At 65.3% G+C, this 16,002-nt stretch carries 16 protein-coding genes and 2 tRNA genes; 7 read left to right on the forward strand and 11 right to left on the reverse strand.

Annotated features, from left to right (window positions below; all coding sequences use genetic code 11):
• The first annotated feature begins 26 nt into the window (after positions 1-26).
• Positions 27-1,736 (forward strand): Stk1 family PASTA domain-containing Ser/Thr kinase, encoded by a 1,710-nt coding sequence (gene pknB, locus E3T25_RS15520; RefSeq protein ID WP_104100627.1) that lies wholly within the window; start codon positions 27-29, stop codon positions 1,734-1,736.
• Positions 1,737-1,760: 24 nt separating this feature from the next.
• Here pknB and E3T25_RS15525 read toward each other — a convergent pair whose 3' ends face one another.
• From E3T25_RS15525 to E3T25_RS15530, 3 genes are read right to left on the reverse strand one after another with little or no spacing between them, the layout of a single operon-like run.
• Complete coding sequence (locus E3T25_RS15525) at positions 1,761-2,399, reverse strand: anthranilate synthase component II (protein WP_134342744.1); 639 nt, start codon at positions 2,397-2,399, stop codon at positions 1,761-1,763.
• Entirely contained in the window at positions 2,396-2,557 is a 162-nt protein-coding gene (locus E3T25_RS16945; protein ID WP_146067669.1) for a DUF4175 domain-containing protein, read from the reverse strand. The genes E3T25_RS15525 and E3T25_RS16945 overlap by 4 nt, the downstream gene beginning before the upstream one ends.
• Before the next feature lie 9 nt (positions 2,558-2,566).
• Entirely contained in the window at positions 2,567-3,400 is an 834-nt protein-coding gene (locus E3T25_RS15530; RefSeq protein WP_134375261.1) for a class E sortase, read from the reverse strand.
• A gap of 83 nt (positions 3,401-3,483) precedes the next feature.
• Here E3T25_RS15530 and E3T25_RS15535 point away from each other — a divergent pair, with 83 nt between their 5' ends.
• The 5 genes from E3T25_RS15535 to E3T25_RS15555 all read left to right on the forward strand — a co-directional run bounded on the left by E3T25_RS15535 (position 3,484) and on the right by E3T25_RS15555 (position 7,739).
• A complete protein-coding gene (locus E3T25_RS15535; protein WP_104100630.1) occupies positions 3,484-3,729 on the forward strand; it encodes a cell division protein CrgA in 246 nt (81 codons plus the stop codon).
• Between the two features lie 267 nt (positions 3,730-3,996).
• Positions 3,997-4,491 (forward strand): Dps family protein, encoded by a 495-nt coding sequence (locus E3T25_RS15540; protein WP_104100631.1) that lies wholly within the window; start codon positions 3,997-3,999, stop codon positions 4,489-4,491.
• Between the two features lie 76 nt (positions 4,492-4,567).
• Entirely contained in the window at positions 4,568-5,644 is a 1,077-nt protein-coding gene (locus E3T25_RS15545) for an acyl-CoA dehydrogenase family protein (RefSeq protein ID WP_134375263.1), read from the forward strand.
• The gene (locus E3T25_RS15550; protein WP_134375265.1) at positions 5,638-7,023 is read left to right on the forward strand and encodes a bifunctional PIG-L family deacetylase/class I SAM-dependent methyltransferase; all 1,386 of its coding nucleotides are present in this window, start codon (positions 5,638-5,640) and stop codon (positions 7,021-7,023) included. Before E3T25_RS15545 ends, E3T25_RS15550 begins: the two co-directional genes overlap by 7 nt.
• On the forward strand, positions 7,020-7,739 hold the full coding sequence (locus E3T25_RS15555; RefSeq protein ID WP_134375267.1) for a glycosyltransferase family 2 protein: 720 nt from the start codon (positions 7,020-7,022) through the stop codon (positions 7,737-7,739). Before E3T25_RS15550 ends, E3T25_RS15555 begins: the two co-directional genes overlap by 4 nt.
• Before the next feature lie 355 nt (positions 7,740-8,094).
• Here the strand turns inward: E3T25_RS15555 and E3T25_RS15560 are convergent, their stop codons facing one another.
• Both E3T25_RS15560 and E3T25_RS15565 read right to left on the reverse strand, forming a co-directional pair.
• Entirely contained in the window at positions 8,095-8,925 is an 831-nt protein-coding gene (locus E3T25_RS15560; RefSeq protein ID WP_134375269.1) for a rhomboid family intramembrane serine protease, read from the reverse strand.
• Between the two features lie 12 nt (positions 8,926-8,937).
• Positions 8,938-9,477 (reverse strand): peptidylprolyl isomerase, encoded by a 540-nt coding sequence (locus E3T25_RS15565; protein WP_104100636.1) that lies wholly within the window; start codon positions 9,475-9,477, stop codon positions 8,938-8,940.
• Positions 9,478-9,602: 125 nt separating this feature from the next.
• On the opposite strand from E3T25_RS15565, the gene E3T25_RS15570 reads away from it, so the two are divergent.
• Complete coding sequence (locus E3T25_RS15570) at positions 9,603-10,142, forward strand: hypothetical protein (RefSeq protein ID WP_104100637.1); 540 nt, start codon at positions 9,603-9,605, stop codon at positions 10,140-10,142.
• A gap of 77 nt (positions 10,143-10,219) precedes the next feature.
• Here the strand turns inward: E3T25_RS15570 and E3T25_RS15575 are convergent, their stop codons facing one another.
• From E3T25_RS15575 to gyrB, 6 genes are all read right to left on the reverse strand, one after another.
• Entirely contained in the window at positions 10,220-10,549 is a 330-nt protein-coding gene (locus E3T25_RS15575; RefSeq protein ID WP_134375271.1) for a hypothetical protein, read from the reverse strand.
• 108 nt (positions 10,550-10,657) lie between these two features.
• Positions 10,658-10,730: transfer RNA gene (locus E3T25_RS15580), tRNA-Ala, on the reverse strand.
• Positions 10,731-10,777: 47 nt separating this feature from the next.
• Positions 10,778-10,851 (reverse strand) — tRNA-Ile (locus E3T25_RS15585).
• A gap of 84 nt (positions 10,852-10,935) precedes the next feature.
• Positions 10,936-11,343, reverse strand: a complete 408-nt coding sequence (locus E3T25_RS15590) for a DUF3566 domain-containing protein (RefSeq protein WP_104100639.1) — start codon at positions 11,341-11,343, stop codon at positions 10,936-10,938.
• Positions 11,336-13,894, reverse strand: coding sequence for a DNA gyrase subunit A (gene gyrA / locus E3T25_RS15595; protein ID WP_104100675.1), 2,559 nt, complete (start codon positions 13,892-13,894; stop codon positions 11,336-11,338). The genes E3T25_RS15590 and gyrA overlap by 8 nt, the downstream gene beginning before the upstream one ends.
• A gap of 49 nt (positions 13,895-13,943) precedes the next feature.
• A complete protein-coding gene (gyrB, locus tag E3T25_RS15600; protein WP_104100640.1) occupies positions 13,944-15,920 on the reverse strand; it encodes a DNA topoisomerase (ATP-hydrolyzing) subunit B in 1,977 nt (658 codons plus the stop codon).
• Between the last annotated feature and the right edge of the window lie 82 nt (positions 15,921-16,002).

The raw sequence follows: 16,002 nt of genomic DNA on the forward strand, positions 1-16,002 counted from the left end.
TGTGTGCGCGAGCTGGGAGTAATGCTTTGACTGATGAAGGCCGTCTGCTCGCCGGTCGTTACCGGGTGGGTGCGCTCCTCGGGCGAGGTGGAATGTCCGATGTGCACATCGGCACCGATTCCCGGCTCGGCCGCACGGTCGCGATCAAGCTGCTCAAGTCATCGCTTGCCGCCGACCCGGCATTCCGCACCCGCTTCCGCCAGGAGGCGCAGGCGGCCGCCCGTATGGCTCACCCCACCATCGTGCGCGTCTTCGACGCGGGCGAGGAGTCTGTCTCCGAGATCGGCGGCCACGAATCGCAGATCCCGTTCATCGTGATGGAATACGTCGACGGTCGACTGCTCAAGGACATCATCCGCGAGGGCGCGGTTCAGCCCGACGAGGCCGTTCGCATCATCGTCGGCGTTCTGACAGCCCTCGAATACTCTCATCGCGCGGGCGTCGTGCACCGCGATATAAAGCCCGGCAACATCATGATCACCAAGACAGGTCAGGTCAAGGTGATGGACTTCGGCATTGCCCGGGCCATCTCCGACTCCTCGACGACCGTGGCGCAGACCACGGCGATCCTGGGCACCGCCTCCTATTTCTCCCCCGAGCAGGCCAAGGGTGAATCGGTGGATGCCCGCACCGACCTCTACTCCACGGGCGTGGTCCTGTTCGAGATGCTCGCCGGTCGCCCTCCATTCCGCGGTGACTCCGCCGTGGCCGTCGCCTACCAGCACGTCAGCGAAGCCCCGGTCGAACCGAGCTCGATCAACTCCCGGGTGTCCCCCGCACTCGACGCCGTCGTGCTGCATTCCCTGGCGAAGGACCGTTTCACGCGCTACCAGAGTGCCGTGGAGTTCCGCACCGACGTCGAGCTGGCCGGGTCAGGGCAGATTCCGGAGTACCACACGTCCGATGACTCCAGCGGCGGGCTGTTCGCTGCTGCCCCGCTGGCGGCTTCCGGCTCCGAGCTCGCGCTCAAGCAGCTCACCGAAGACGAAACCATGGTGCGCACGCAGCGCCGCCCACCCGTGATCTGGATCTGGGCCGGTATCCTCAGCGTCATCGTCATCGTGCTCTCCGTCATGATCTGGGCCTTCAGCCTCACGCCAAGCGTTGATCTGCCCGACAACTCGCGCCGGGTGCCGTCGCTCACCGGATTCAGCTATGAGAACGCCCAGAATTCACTTCTGGACCGTGACCTGGCCGCGATCCGGGCCGAGGAGGCCAGCGCCACGGTGCCCAAGGACCAGGTGATCCGCACAGACCCTCCGGCAGGCACGATCGCCCAGCCGACCGACCTGATCGAGGTTTATGTCTCCACCGGCGCCCAGCCGGTCGACGTCCCGGATGTCACCAACCTGCCCCTCGCCGACGCCCAGACCGCGGTGACGGACCTCGGCCTCACCGCGGGGTCGGTCACTCGGGAGAACTCTCCGACCATCGCCGCCGGTCTGGTGCTCCGAACCGACCCAGTCGCCGCGACGACGGAAAAAACCGGTGTCACGGTCGATTTCATCGTCTCCAGCGGCCTCGTAGCCCTCCCCGACCTCGAGGGTCAGCTCCTGAGCGCGGCGATCGATATGCTCGCCGCAGCCGACGTGCAGTTGTTCCCCATCCCCACACCCGATGAGACATGTCCCCAGCAGGATGGCTCGCCGGTGACCCAGCAGTCCCTGGCTCCGGGCGACGTGCCCCAGAAGTCCGAGGTTACGCTGGTCTACTGCACCGGCCCGGCTGCCGACTGAGTCCCGGCCCGGCGGCTGACTGCCTCAGCTGAGCTTCAGCAGGGGAGTGAGCCCCTGGGCCGTCTTCCGGGCGCCGGGCAGTCCGGCCAGAACCAGCCAGTTGGCCACCATCAGGTAGCCGCCCTCGGTTAGCACCGACTCGGGGTGGAACTGCACACCCAAAATGGGGGCGCTCACGTGCCGGAGCCCCATGATCACGCCGCCCTGCGTGCGTGAGGTGACGATCAGGTCGCTCGGCACGGTGCCGTCGACGACGGCGAGCGAGTGATACCGCGTCGCCGAGAACGGCTGCGGCACGCCGGCGTAGAAGTCGCTGCCGTCGTGCGTGATCAGGCTGGTCTTGCCGTGCATGAGTTCTTCGGCGTTGGTGACCGTGGCCCCGAAGGCCTCGGCAATCGCCTGGTGCCCCAGGCAGACGCCGAACAGGGGCTGACCGGAACCGAGGGCGGCGCGCACGATCGGTACGGAGACGCCAGCGTCGGACGGCTTGCCGGGACCGGGTGAGATGAGCACGCCGTCAAATTCCGCGATGCGGGCCGCGGCCTCCTCCGGCTCGAAGGCATCGTTGCGCAGCACGACCGTTTCGGCTCCGAGCTCCATCAGGTAGCCGTTGAGCGTGTAGACGAAACTGTCGTAGTTATCGATGACGAGGATGCGGGTCATGGGCTTCCTACCGTGACTTCCTGATTGTTGACAATGGAATCCACCCATGGGAACGCCCAGGTGGCAAGCACGAACAACATGGCTGTGAGCAACACGAACACCAGCACGATCCGGAGCCAGACCGGTCCGGGTAGAACCCGCCAGAGAGCAGCGTACATCCGAGCCTCCTAGCCCTGGGCCTGGGCCTGGGCATTGATAACGGTCGCGACTTCGGCCGGCGGGCCGGCAGATGTCGGTTGCCACGCCTCGAGAACACCGTACGCGATGATGCGCTCGTCCGTGGAGAGCAGGGGATTGCAGCTCGTGAGCGTGATGAACCGGTCGACGGGCGCCACATCCGGATTGTGCGGCACCGGCGCGATCACATCGACCGCGGTCGGGGCGACGTACTCGAGGTCGCGGAACCGGTAGGTGTAATAGCCATCGGCGGTCTGAACGTAGATCGCGTCGCCCAGCTGGAGTTCGTTGATCAGGTGCATGCCACCGCCGTTAGCGCTGCGGTGCGCCGCCAGGGCGAAGTTGCCGACCTCACCGGGCATCTGGGTGTCGGGGTAGTGGCCGATCCCCGACCGGGAGCTGTTGAGCACATTGTTACCAATCCCCTCGGCGATGGACCGGTGATAGTCCGCCCCGAATCGCGGCACGTAGAGCACGGCGAAGGATTGGGCGCTGGGGGGAGCCTCACGGACGACCGGGTCACCGAAGTCGGCCGGGGCCGACTCCCCCGGGTCGGTTGTCTGCGGGGTATCCGCGGCCTGATCGCGACTGGACCGCTCGTCGTCAATCCAGGTCTGGCTGATCTCGGCCGCCGCCTTCGACTGCTGACCGGCCATAATCATGTCATTCCACCAGAGTTGCCAGCCCAGGAATGCGAGCACGAGAACGCCGGCCGTGATGAGCACCTCGCCGATGATCCCCACGGCACTGAGTCGCGGGCGACTCTTGTGGCGGGGGGCGTGGCGGGTCGCCTCTGCGGGAGGCTGATCTGCTCGCTCGGACATGGTCTCAATTCTAATCGGGGAGGTGGGTCCTCTCTGCCGGGCGCCTGCCGGTCGATCCAGCCAAAGACGCTAGAATCGCAGGCATGTCACGCTCGAATCCCCGCAGCAAGCCCGCCCGCACCGAGGTCGCCCGCTCCGGCGAGGCCGGTCCGAACGCCGTGTGGTTCAAGCCGGTGATGTTCGGTTTCATGCTCATCGGGCTGGCCTGGATCATCGTCTTCTACGTGAGCCAGGGAACGCTGCCCGTCGCTGGTTTCGGGTCGTGGAACATTCTGGTCGGTTTCGGGATCGCCTTCGTCGGCTTCCTGATGACCACCCGCTGGCGCTGATCCCGCCCTTATCCGGCCCGGTTGTCACACCTGTCGAGACCCCGTCCCGCACCCCCGCGACGGGATAATGACAACGGTGTAATTATCCCCATGTGGACAAACCTGTGGATAACTTTTCCGGGAGGCGACCGCGGCCGAACCGCTCGCTGAACCCCGGCACTGTGTCTCACATTGTGCACCTGCTAAGGTGCTGTGTGAAACCAAGCGGGGGCACCGGCCGAGACGCGGTCGAGACGTGTTTCCGCTGTGTGAGAAGAGGCGTAACTCATGAAAGCATCAGCAGAACTCGGCTCCAACCTTCAGTCCGTTCTCGTCGACCTGATCGAGCTGCACGTGCAAGGCAAGCAGGCGCACTGGAGCGTCGTGGGCAAGAACTTCCGGGACCTGCACCTCCAGCTCGACGAGATCATCGACGATGCCCGACTATTCACCGACCAGCTGGCCGAGCGGATGCGCGCGCTCGACGCCCTGCCGGACGGCCGAAGCGAGACGGTCACGGCGACCACCCACCTGCCCAAGTTCCCTGCCGGAGAGGTGGACACCTCGGAGACCGTCGGCCTGGTCACCGAACGCCTCGACGCGGCGGTCGACAACATCCGTGCCGTTCACGACGCGGTCGACGAGGAAGACCCGACGAGCGCCGACATCCTGCACGGCTTTATCGAGAAGCTGGAACAGTACGCCTGGATGGTCAGCGCCGAGAACCGCACCCCGCGCAAGGCGCCGGCCAAGGCCCCGACCAGGCCAGCCGGCAGGGCCTGAGTCGGAAGCTGCGCCTCCTGTTTCACGCACCTGCACACGGAGCCTGGTGTGGTCGGTACCAAACCAGGAGGTCGGTTTGACGAGGATAGAAAGTCCGGGACCGACCTGGCTGACCGTGCCCGGGAAACGCACGGCGGAGTCCAGCCTGCGCGACGCCGCAACGGCTGCCTTCGCAGTGAACGGAGACGCGGGGCGGGCCCTGGAGCTCTCCCGCGCGCTCGGCGGCTCCGTTCCCCGACCAGGGTCAGGGCGAACGCTGCGCCTGCTTGAAACCCTGGCTTCCCTGGCCGCCGCGGACCTCACGGCCGCGCGGGTAGCCGAGGCGCACCTGGACGCCCTCGCCATCCTCGACCAGGCCGCCCTGCATCCGGCCGGGCTCGTCGCGGGGGGCAGCCCGGAACCGAGCTGGGGCGTCTTCGCCGCCGAGGCCGCGGGGTCTCGTCTCGAGGCGAGACCGGTCGGCGGCGCACGGTGGCGTCTCGACGGCACGAAACCCTGGTGCTCGCTCGCCGGCTCGCTCAGCCACGCCCTGGTCACGGCGAGCACCGCGGCCACCACCCAGCGGCTGTTCGTGGTCGACCTGGCCGACCCCGGCATCACCGTCCGCACGGACGCCTGGGTGAGCCGAGGGCTCCCCGCCGTGCCGAGCGGACCGGTCGAGTTCCGAGGCACTACGGCCCGGCCGGTCGGCGACGACGGCTGGTACCTCCGCAGACCGGGCTTCGCCTGGGGCGGGATCGGCGTCGCGGCCTGCTGGTGGGGTGGCGCCGTGGGTCTGGCCAGGCGGGTCTGGGAGTCCGTACTCGAGCGAGAGCCCGATCAGATCGCGCTCGCGCACCTGGGCGCCCTCGACCTCGCACTGACCGCCGCCGGGACCTCCCTGGCTGCCGCCGCGGCGGCGATCGACGCCGGGGACGCCGTCGGCGACCAGGGCGCACTCCTGGCAGCGCGGGTGCGCGGCCAGGTCGCGCGCACGGTCGACGAGGTGATCACCCGCACGGGCCACGCGCTCGGCCCCGCGCCGCTCGCCTTCGACGCTCGGCACGCCGGGCGCATCGCCGATCTGCAGCTCTACGTTCGCCAGCACCACGCCGAACGGGACGACGCGGCGCTCGGCCGCCGACTACGAGACGCCGGGGTATCCCCGTGGTGAGCTTCAGTCACACGGATGCTGGCACGGCCGAAACCGTGTGGACGGCGGTGCACGGTGATGCGGCCGGCGTGCAGGCACTGCGCATCGACGGATTGCGCCGACTCGTCGTGGTCGCGTCGCATCCCGACGACGAAACGCTCGGTGCCGGCGGGCTGATCGCCCGGGCCGGGGGAGCCGGAGTTCCGGTGACGGTTGTGGTGCTCACCAATGGTGAGGCCTCCCATCCCCGGTCCCGTACGCACGACCCCGGGCGGCTTGCGGAATTGCGCCGGATTGAGGTGACGGCTGCCGTCACCGCCCTGGCGCCCACGGCCCTGGTGCGCCTGGTCGAGCTCCCCGACGGATCCCTCGCCGAGCGCCCGGAGGAGGCGTCCCGGGCGATTTCCGTCGAACTCGGGGCCGGCGGGCCGGGAACCTGGTTGGTCGCCCCCTGGAGCCTGGACGGCCATCCTGACCATGCGGCGGCGGCCGAGGCCGCCCGCCACGCGGCCCGCGGCCGAGGTGTCAGCCTCTTCGAATACCCGATTTGGGCCTGGCACTGGTCCACCCCGGGGGACCCGATCTGGTCGGACGGCGTGCTGCGAACCCTTGACCTGGCGCCCGAAGACCGTCGGCGTAAATCTAGGGCAATGGCTCTGCACATCAGTCAGGTGCAGCCGCTGTCCGAGCTGCCCGGCGACGAAGCGATCATCCAGGCGGCCTTCGGTGCGCACTTCGAACGCGAGTATGAGATTTTCATCGAGATCGAAACTGAGAAAGAGTCGGGGAATAGAGCGAGTTTGGCCGGGGATTTCTTCGAGGAGTTCTACGCCGGGAACCGTGACCCGTGGAGTTTCGAAACTCGCTGGTACGAGGAGCGCAAGCGGTCACTGACCCTGTCGGCGCTGCCTCGGAAACGCTACCGAGCGGCGCTGGAACTGGGCTGCTCGATCGGCATGCTGACGGCTGGTCTTGCCGACCGGTGCGACACTGTCGCCGCGGTCGACATCGCCGAGCAGCCGCTCCAGGTCGCCCGCGCCCGGCTGGTATCACGCCCCAGCGTCACTTTCGCACGGCTCACCCTGCCCACCGAGTGGCCGGAGGGCTCCTTCGATCTCATCGTGTTCTCCGAGGTCGGGTACTACTTCTCGGCGGAGGAATTGCGAGCGGTTCTCGGGCGATGCCGCGATAGCCTTGCTGCCGGTGGTGTGCTCGTGGCCTGCCACTGGCGGCATCCGGTGCCGGAATATCCACTGACCGGCGACCAGGTGCACGCAGAGCTCGGCAGGCTGGCTGGGTTCGAGCGCACGGTTGAGCATCGGGAACGCGACTTCCTGCTCGAGGTGTTCGAAGCCGCGCCGGCTCGCTCGGTCGCACAACATGAAGGCCTGGTTCCGTGAGCGGCCGCGGCGCGATCGACAGAATCATCGTCGTGGTACCGGCCCGCAATGAGGAGGAGCTCCTGCCGAGATGCCTGTCGGCATTGGCCGTGGCCGTCGGAGAGGTCGGCGGGGTGGCCGGTCAGGCGCCGCCGGTCATCGACGTCGTGGTCGTGCTCGACCGGTGCAGCGATGGTACAGCCGACGTCGCCTCGGAGTGGCCGATATTCGCGAGCATCCAGACGAACGGTGGCGCCGTCGGCGTTGCCCGCCGCGCCGGGGTGCGGCACCTTGTGCCGACCTCTGATCGGTTCACCTCGACGACGTGGATCGCGACGACGGATGCCGACTCCGCTGTGCCGCCGAACTGGCTGACCGTTCAGCTCGCATTCGCCCGCAACTCCATCGATCTCGTCCTGGGAACCGTGGTTCCCGACGAGGGGTTGTCCGACGGAGGCAGGGAACGATGGGACGCCCAGCACCGCCTGGTCGAGGGCCACACCTATGTGCACGGTGCGAACCTCGGAGTGCGCGCCGACCGGTATTTCCACGCCGGAGAATTCGCGCGCGTCGACGGGCATGAGGACGTGCGGCTGGTCTCCGCCCTGCGTGGTCTCAGGGTGAGCGAGATTCGCACCGAACTGATCCCCGTTGTTACCTCCGGTCGCCTCGCCGGGCGCACTCCAGAAGGATTCGCCGGCTATCTGCGTGATCAGGCGGCCGAAGCCACTTCCTAGGGGAGTGAGTCCTCATCGTTTGGTTGTGTCGCTCCCGGAAGGTCGCGGGCTGACCGCACTGCGGGCACGCGTTCATCCCCGGCGGAGCGCCGTGCCCGGCGTCGAACCAATTCGACGGAGATTCTGGGTCCAACACCTGTTCCTCAGCCCAAACGGGCTGTTTAGCGAAGAATCTCCGTCGAATTCGTTCGGGCAGAGTAGCTGCAGGCCTCGGGCTCGACAGACACGGCGGTTGGGCCGCACGTACCGCCCGCCCCGCGGTCCCCTGCGCGCCTGCGTCGGTATCGGGAACAACCTTCTCCGCCACCCTCCGCGAACCCACATTGCCCCGGGCAACCGGGGCTCACTCGGCGAGCTAGGTCAGGAACATCGCACCGCTGACGACCACCAGAAACGCCCCGAAAGTCGTTATCAGCACGGTCTGCAGCCGCTGCTGCTTGATGCGGCGGGTCTGCACGAAGATCAGCCCGACCACCGCACCAGCGATCAGACCGCCCACGTGCGCCTGCCAGGCCACATTCAGCCCCGGTAGGAATCCGATCACCAGGTTGATGCCGACCAGGATCAAAAGCTGGGTCGCGTTGCCGCCCAGGCGTCGCTGGATGATCAGGAACGCGCCCATCAGGCCGAAGATGGCGCCGGAGGCGCCGACAACGGGAATCCGGGGGTCGGACAGGAACAGGACGCCCAGGGATCCGGCGAGGCCGCTCAGCACGTACAGGGCGAGGAAACGGCCACGACCGAGCATTCCCTCAAGGATCTGACCGAAGATCCAGAGCGTGTACATGTTCAGCAGTACGTGGAAGATGGAGCCGTGCACGAGCACGCTCGTCAGCAAGCGCCAGGGCTCAAAGCTCCCGGGAGAGGAGTAAACGCCCGCGTACCAGAGGAGGCTGGTGAAACCAGCACCCAGGATGAACTGCAGCAGGTATATCGCCAGTGTGACGCCGATGATCACTGTGGTCACCGGGTGCGAGGTGCTCTTCAGCCGGGTCAGGATGGCCGGCTTGGTGCGCGGGGCATTCCTGCGCTGTTCATTCATGCACTCGGGGCAGATCACGCCGACGGCGCCCTGAGTCTGGCAGTCAGGGCAGATTGTGCGGCCGCAGCGCTGGCAGAGGATGTAACTCTGCCTGCCCGGATGCCGGTAGCAGAAGTTAGCGGCGGTTCCGGGCAGGCCTGTCATCGTAGGCGGAGCCTAGACCTGCTCGACGGTGACGCTCTCGATGACGACTTCGGTCTGCGGACGGTCGCGGCCGTCGGTGGGCACGGTCGCGAGCTTGGCGACGATCGCACGGGACTCCTCGTCTTCGACGGCACCGAAGATGGTGTGCTTGCCCTGCAGCCAAGTCGTCGGCACGACGGTGATGAAGAACTGTGAACCGTTGGTTCCGCGTCCGCCCTGGATACCGGCGTTCGCCATTGCGAGCACGTACGGCTGTGTGAAGTCGAGGTCCGAGTTGATTTCATCGTCGAACTGGTAGCCCGGTCCGCCGGTGCCCTGGCCGAGCGGGTCGCCGGCCTGAATCATGAAGTCCTTGATGATGCGGTGGAAGACCGTACCGTCGTAGAGAGGTGCGTTGGAGGTTTGACCGGTGGCGGGGTGCTTCCACTCGATCTCGCCGGTTGCGAGACCGACGAAGTTCTTGACGGTCTTCGGCGCGTGATTGCCGAAGAGGTTGACCTTGATCGGTCCGAGGGTGGTATTGAGCGTTGCGACGGCGGTGTGCTTAGACATGGACTCAATTCTTGCACAGCCGGATTAGTGGATTCCGATCAACACCGGCTCCACCCAGAGCCCTCCCAGACGATTGCGTGGCAAGATGGACAGTGTTCGCCACATGACATCGATGGAGGGTCCAGATGAGCCTGTCACGCAAGCGCCGCAAGGAACTTACTCGGCTGCGTAAGAGCGCAGACGAATTATGGAACAACCAGCAGGAAGTGCTCGAGCGTGCCAACGCCATTGCAAGGGAGGCCAGCCGCCAGGCCGGCATCCTCACCCGTGAAGAAGTAGCTCCGCGCGTGCGTGAAAGCTATGAGCACCTTTTGCGCCCTGGAGTGCAGGCCACTCAGGATCTCGCCGAAGGTGTTCGCCACCAGGTCATCGACCGGGTGTTGCCCGGAATCGGCAGCGGAATCGGCACGGCCATCGGCTCGGTGATGAGCGTCGGGGACGTTGCCCGCGACGCCCGCGTTCGTGCGGCACTGAACCGCGTGCGGTTCCAGAAGCCTGTAGTGCTAGAGAACAAGGGTCCTGGCGCCGGCACCTACATCGCACTCGGCGTTGCCCTGGCCGCCGCCGCAGGCGTCGCCTACGCCGTCTGGCAGACCTTCCGCGCCGACGACGAGCTGTGGGTCGCTGAAGATGATCCCGCCGCCGCCACGTCAGTCGAAGACTAGACCGCAGCACCGCAACACCAGGGGAGGGCCCGCATCCATGGGATGTGGGCCCTCCCCTTTTCTTTCGGGCTGCCGGCTCAGCCGAGAAGAGTCGTCGAGGCACCCTCGAGTTCTTCGAGCTGCGTCAGAATCGACATGACGACAATCACGTCGATGACCACATTGAACAGCGCAGCGACGATCGAGAGGATCAGCCCGATCTGCGCCAGCTCCCGGCGATTCGAGCGCCGCAGCGCGATAATGCCGAGCACAATCCCTACGATCGCGAGCAACAGGCCGAGAACCGGGAGCCAGCCGCCGGCGAAGGCCACAATGCCCATCCGGAGGGCCGTGATCGCGAGCCAGTCCGCCGTGGGCCGGGAGGGCGGCATTGCGGCGGCTGGTGCAGGGCGGTTGCTGGCTGACATGCGCCTCACCGTACCAAATCGCAGGGTGAAGCTGTGCGAAAGTGACTAAGGGCCGATAAATGGAGAACGCCCGGCCCCAAAAAAAAAGGGGCCGAGCATTCTTCCTTGTGGAGCCACGGGGAATCGAACCCCGGACCTCCTGCTTGCAAAGCAGGCGCTCTACCAATTGAGCTATGGCCCCGCATGATCACGGGGATTGCATGCCGCGGTGTCAAAACTTTTCTTGCGTGGGGATACCGGGATTTGAACCTGGGACCTCTTCGTTATCAGCGAAGCGCTCTAACCAACTGAGCTATATCCCCCTAATGGGCAGGTTTGAGACTACCCGATTCGGCGGGATTGTCCCAATCGAGCCGCAAAGCGACCCAACCGGCGACATCCGACGACTAGTTGTTGGTGAATCCGACGAGCAAGCCGCCGGTGATCTTCACACTCAGGTTGTACAGAACCGCGTATACGGCTCCCAGCGCAGTGATGACGACCGTGTTCAAGATGGCCACGACGAAGGCGAAGCCCATCACGTTCCCGATGGACAGGATGCTGGCCAGATCGGACGAGGCGCCGGCGATATCGGTGTAGAGGTCATCGACCTTGCCGAAGATGCCCGTTCCGTTCAGGATCGTAAAGATCAGGAACGTGGCCACGATCGTGACGATGCCCAGGCACAGAGCGATCAGGAAAGACAGTTTGACAGCCGACCAGAAATCCACGTAGACGAGCTTGAGCCGCACCTGCTTGGTCGCGGCCGGCTTGCGGCTGGATTTCTTGGCGAGCTTTTCGGCGACACTACTCATTTACAGGTTCTTCCTCTCCCAAGGCGTTTTCCGGTTCGGCCGCAAGAATCTCGGCCACCAGATTGCGCTCGGTGTTTTTCGCAATGGCGATGATTCTGTCTTCATCCGCAAACTTAGCGAAAACAACGCCCATTGTGTCCCGTCCCTTGGCCGGGACTTCGGAGACGTCAGAGCGTACCACCTTGCCGCTGGCAAGTACCACGAGCACCTCGTCTTCCTCGTCGACGATCAACGAACCCACCAGGTCGCCACGGTCGTCGTTGAGCTTGGCCACCTTGATGCCCAGTCCGCCTCGGTTCTGGAGGCGGTACTGGTCGGCTGCGGTGCGCTTGGCGTAACCGCCCTCGGTCACGACGAACACATAGCCGTCGCCCGAGACCACGGATGCGTCCAGCAGGCTGTCCTCGCCGCGGAAGTGCATTCCGATGACGCCGGAGGTGCTGCGTCCCATCGGGCGCAACGCCTCATCCGACGCCGTGAACCGGATCGACATTCCTTTTTTGGAGACGAGCAGCAGATCGGAGTCGTTTTCGACCAGCAGGGCCGAGACAAGTTCGTCGCCCTCGCGCAGCTTGATCGCGATGATGCCGCCCGTGCGGTTCGTGTCGTATTCGCGCAGCTCGGTCTTCTTAATCAGGCCGTCGCGGGTCGCCAGCGTCAGGTACTGGGCCACGCCGTAGTCGCGAATGTCCAGGATCTGCGCGATCTCCTCACCCGGCTGCAGCGCCAGTAGGTTGGCGACGTGCTGGCCCTTCGCGTCCCGGCCAGATTCCTGCGCTTCGTAGGCCTTGGCCCGGTAGACGCGTCCGGTGTTCGTGAAGAACAGCAGCCAGTGGTGCGTGGTCGTGACGAAGAAGTGCTCGACCACGTCGTCCGCCCGCAGCTGGGCTCCCTTGACACCCCTGCCGCCGCGGTGCTGATTGCGGTAATTGTCACTGCGCGTGCGCTTGATGTAGCCGCCGCGGGTAACCGTGACCACCATCTCCTCTTCGGGGATGAGGTCCTCGATCGACATGTCACCGTCGAAGCCGAACATGATCTCCGTGCGCCGGTCGTCGCCGAACTTGTCGGTGATCTCGGTGAGCTCATCGCTGATGATGGTGCGCTGACGCTCCGGGCTGGCCAAGATTGACTGGAACTCCACGATCTGCAGTTCCAACTCGGCAGCCTGATCGATGATCTTCTGACGTTCCAGAGCAGCTAGACGTCGCAGCTGCATGGTCAGGATCGCATCGGCCTGGAGCTTGTCCACGTCCAGCAGTTCCATCAGGCCGGTACGAGCGTCGTCGACGGTGGGGGAGCGACGGATGAGGGCGATCACCTCGTCGAGGGCGTCGAGGGCCTTGAGATAGCCGCGCAGGATGTGCGCATCCGCTTCGGCTTTCTTCAGGCGGAACTGGGTGCGCCGCACGATGACCTCGACCTGATGGGCGACCCACGCGTTAATGAAGCCGTCGAGGGACAGGGTGCGCGGCACCCCGTCGACGATGGCCAACATGTTCGCGCCGAAGTTCTCCTGCAGCTGGGTGTGCTTGTAGAGGTTGTTCAGCACGACCTTCGCCACCGCGTCGCGCTTGAGAACGATCACAAGGCGCTGGCCCGTGCGGCCACTGGTTTCGTCACGGATGTCGGCGATGCCGCCGATCTTGCCGTCCTTGACCAGGTCGGCGATCTTGATCGCGAGGTTGTCCGGGTTGACCTGGTAGGGCAGCTCGGTGATCACCAGGCAGGTGCGACCCTGGAGCTCCTCGATGCTCACCACGGCACGCATGGTGATGGAACCACGGCCGGTGCGATAGGCATCCTGGATGCCCTTGATGCCGAGGATCTGAGCGCCGGTGGGGAAGTCGGGGCCCTTGATGCGCTGGATCAGCGCTTCGAGCAGTTCATCGCGGGTCGCGTCGGGGTTCTGCAGGTACCACAGGGCGCCGGCCGCCACCTCGCGCAGGTTGTGCGGCGGGATGTTTGTGGCCATACCCACGGCGATGCCGACCGAGCCGTTGACCAGCAGGTTAGGGAAGCGGGAGGGCAATACGGTGGGCTCGAGTGTGCGGCCGTCGTAGTTGTCCTGGAAATCGACGGTGTCCTCGTCGATGTCGCGCACCATCTCGAGAGCGAGCGGGGCCATCTTTGTTTCGGTGTACCGTGGGGCTGCGGCGCCGTCGTTGCCGGGGGAGCCGAAGTTGCCTTGCCCGAGGGCCAGCGGATAACGAAGGCTCCAAGGCTGCACGAGGCGCACGAGCGCGTCGTAGATCGAGGAGTCACCGTGGGGGTGAAACTGCCCCATCACGTCGCCCACCACGCGAGCACACTTGGAGAACGCCTTGTCCGGACGGTAGCCGCCGTCGAACATGGCGTAGATGACGCGACGGTGCACGGGCTTCATGCCGTCGCGCACGTCGGGCAGCGCGCGCCCGACGATGACGCTCATCGCGTAGTCGAGGTAGGAGCGTTGCATTTCCAGCTGCAGGTCGACCTGATCGATCTTGCCGTGCTGCACGAGGTGCGCAGCCTTGGCCGCGGTGTCTGCTGCCACGGACGCGGCGTCCATGTCGGTCCCGTCGGGGCCCTCGCCCGAGGTGCCGCCGGTGTTGGAGTGGTCAGATGTCAAGGAAACGCACGTCCTTCGCGTTCTTCTGGATGAAGTTACGGCGGGACTCGACGTCTTCGCCCATCAAAGTGGAGAAGATTTCGTCGGCGGCGGCAGCATCGTCGAGGGTGACCTGCAGCAGAGTGCGGGACTCGGGTGCCATCGTGGTTTCCCACAGCTCCTTGTAGTCCATCTCGCCCAGACCCTTGTAGCGCTGGATCCCGTTGTCCTTCGGAATGCGCTTGCCGGCCGCGGCTCCGTCTTCGAGGAGCGCGTCGCGCTCTCGGTCGGAGTAGACGTACTCGTGTGCCGAGTTCGCCCATTTGAGGCGGTACAACGGCGGCTGGGCCAGGTAGACATATCCGAGATCGATAAGTGGCCGCATATACCGGAAGAGCAATGTGAGCAGCAGGGTCGTGATGTGCTGGCCGTCGACATCGGCGTCGGCCATCAAAACGATCTTGTGGTACCGCACCTTGTCGGGGTTGAACTCTTCGCCCATGCCGGCGCCGAAGGCCGTGATCATGGCCTGAACCTCGGCGTTGCCGAGGGCACGGTCGAGCCGGGCCTTCTCCACGTTCAGGATCTTGCCCCGCAGGGGCAGAATCGCCTGGAACTCGGGGTTGCGGCCCTGCACGGCGGATCCGCCGGCCGAGTCACCCTCCACGATGAAGATCTCGGAAAGCGATGGGTCCTTGCTCTGGCAGTCCTTAAGCTTGCCGGGCATGCCGCCACCCTCGAGGAGTCCCTTGCGCCGGGCGGTCTCTCGCGCTTTGCGGGCGGCCATCCGTGCGTTCGAAGCTTGAAGCGCCTTGCGGATGATTTCCCGCGCCGGGTTGGGGTTGCGGTTGAACCAGTCGGATAGCTGGTCGTTGGCGACCTTCTGCACGAAGGACTTCGCCTCGGTGTTGCCCAGCTTGGTCTTCGTCTGTCCCTCGAACTGCGGTTCGGCGAGCTTGATCGAGACCACGGCGGTCAGGCCCTCGCGCACGTCGTCACCGGTGAGGTTGTCGTCTTTTTCCTTCAGGATGCCCTTTTCCCGGGCGTATTTGTTGACGAGGGTGGTGAGCGCGGCGCGGAAGCCCTCCTCGTGGGTGCCTCCCTCGTGGGTGTTGATCGTGTTCGCGTAGGTGTGCACGCTCTCGGTGTAGGCGGTGGTCCACTGCATGGCCACTTCAAGCGCCATCTTGCGTTCGTGATCTTCCCACTCGAACGAGATGATCTCGTCGTTGACCAGGTCGGCTTTCTTGGCCCGGTTGAGATATTCGACGTAGTCGACAAGGCCGTTCTCGTAGAGGAAGGTCCTGGTGACCGGCGTGCCCTCGTCGTCGAGGTTCTGCGGGCGCTCGTCGGTGAGCGTGAGGCTGAGTCCCTTATTCAGGAAGCCCATCTGCTGGAAGCGGGCTCGCAGAGTCTCGAAGTCGAAGTCCGTGGTCTCAAAGGTCTCCGAACTTGGCCAGAACGTGATGGTGGTGCCGGTTGCATCCGACGGCTCGTCCATGGTGAGGGGAGCGTTGGGCACGCCGTCGTGGAAGCTCTGGCGCCAGACGTGACCCTGACGGCGTACCTCCACCTCGAGGCGGCTGGACAGCGCGTTGACAACCGAGCTGCCCACGCCGTGCAGACCGCCGGACACCGCGTACCCTCCGCCGCCGAACTTGCCTCCGGCGTGCAGCACGGTGAGCACGACCTCGACGGTCGAGCGGCCCTCCGCCTTGTGAATGTCGACCGGAATTCCTCGGCCGTTGTCGGCGACGCGAACCGCGCCATCCGACAGGATCTTAATGTCGATGGTGTCGCAATAACCGGCGAGGGCCTCGTCGACTGAGTTGTCCACGATCTCGTAGACGAGGTGATGCAGACCGCGAGGTCCGGTGGACCCGATATACATTCCGGGTCGTTTGCGAACGGCTTCAAGTCCCTCGAGAACTTGGATATCGTCTGCGCCGTATCCGTGCTCCGGCTCGATCTGTGGGTCAACTGACATCTGTAATGGGGCTCCTGACCGTCGCGCGGGCGACCCTTTAGCCTACCAAAGACGCCAAGCACTGCGGGCCAAATCGGGCATC

The organism is Cryobacterium sandaracinum (assembly GCF_004403415.1).
In the GTDB taxonomy this organism is placed as follows: domain Bacteria; phylum Actinomycetota; class Actinomycetes; order Actinomycetales; family Microbacteriaceae; genus Cryobacterium; species Cryobacterium sandaracinum.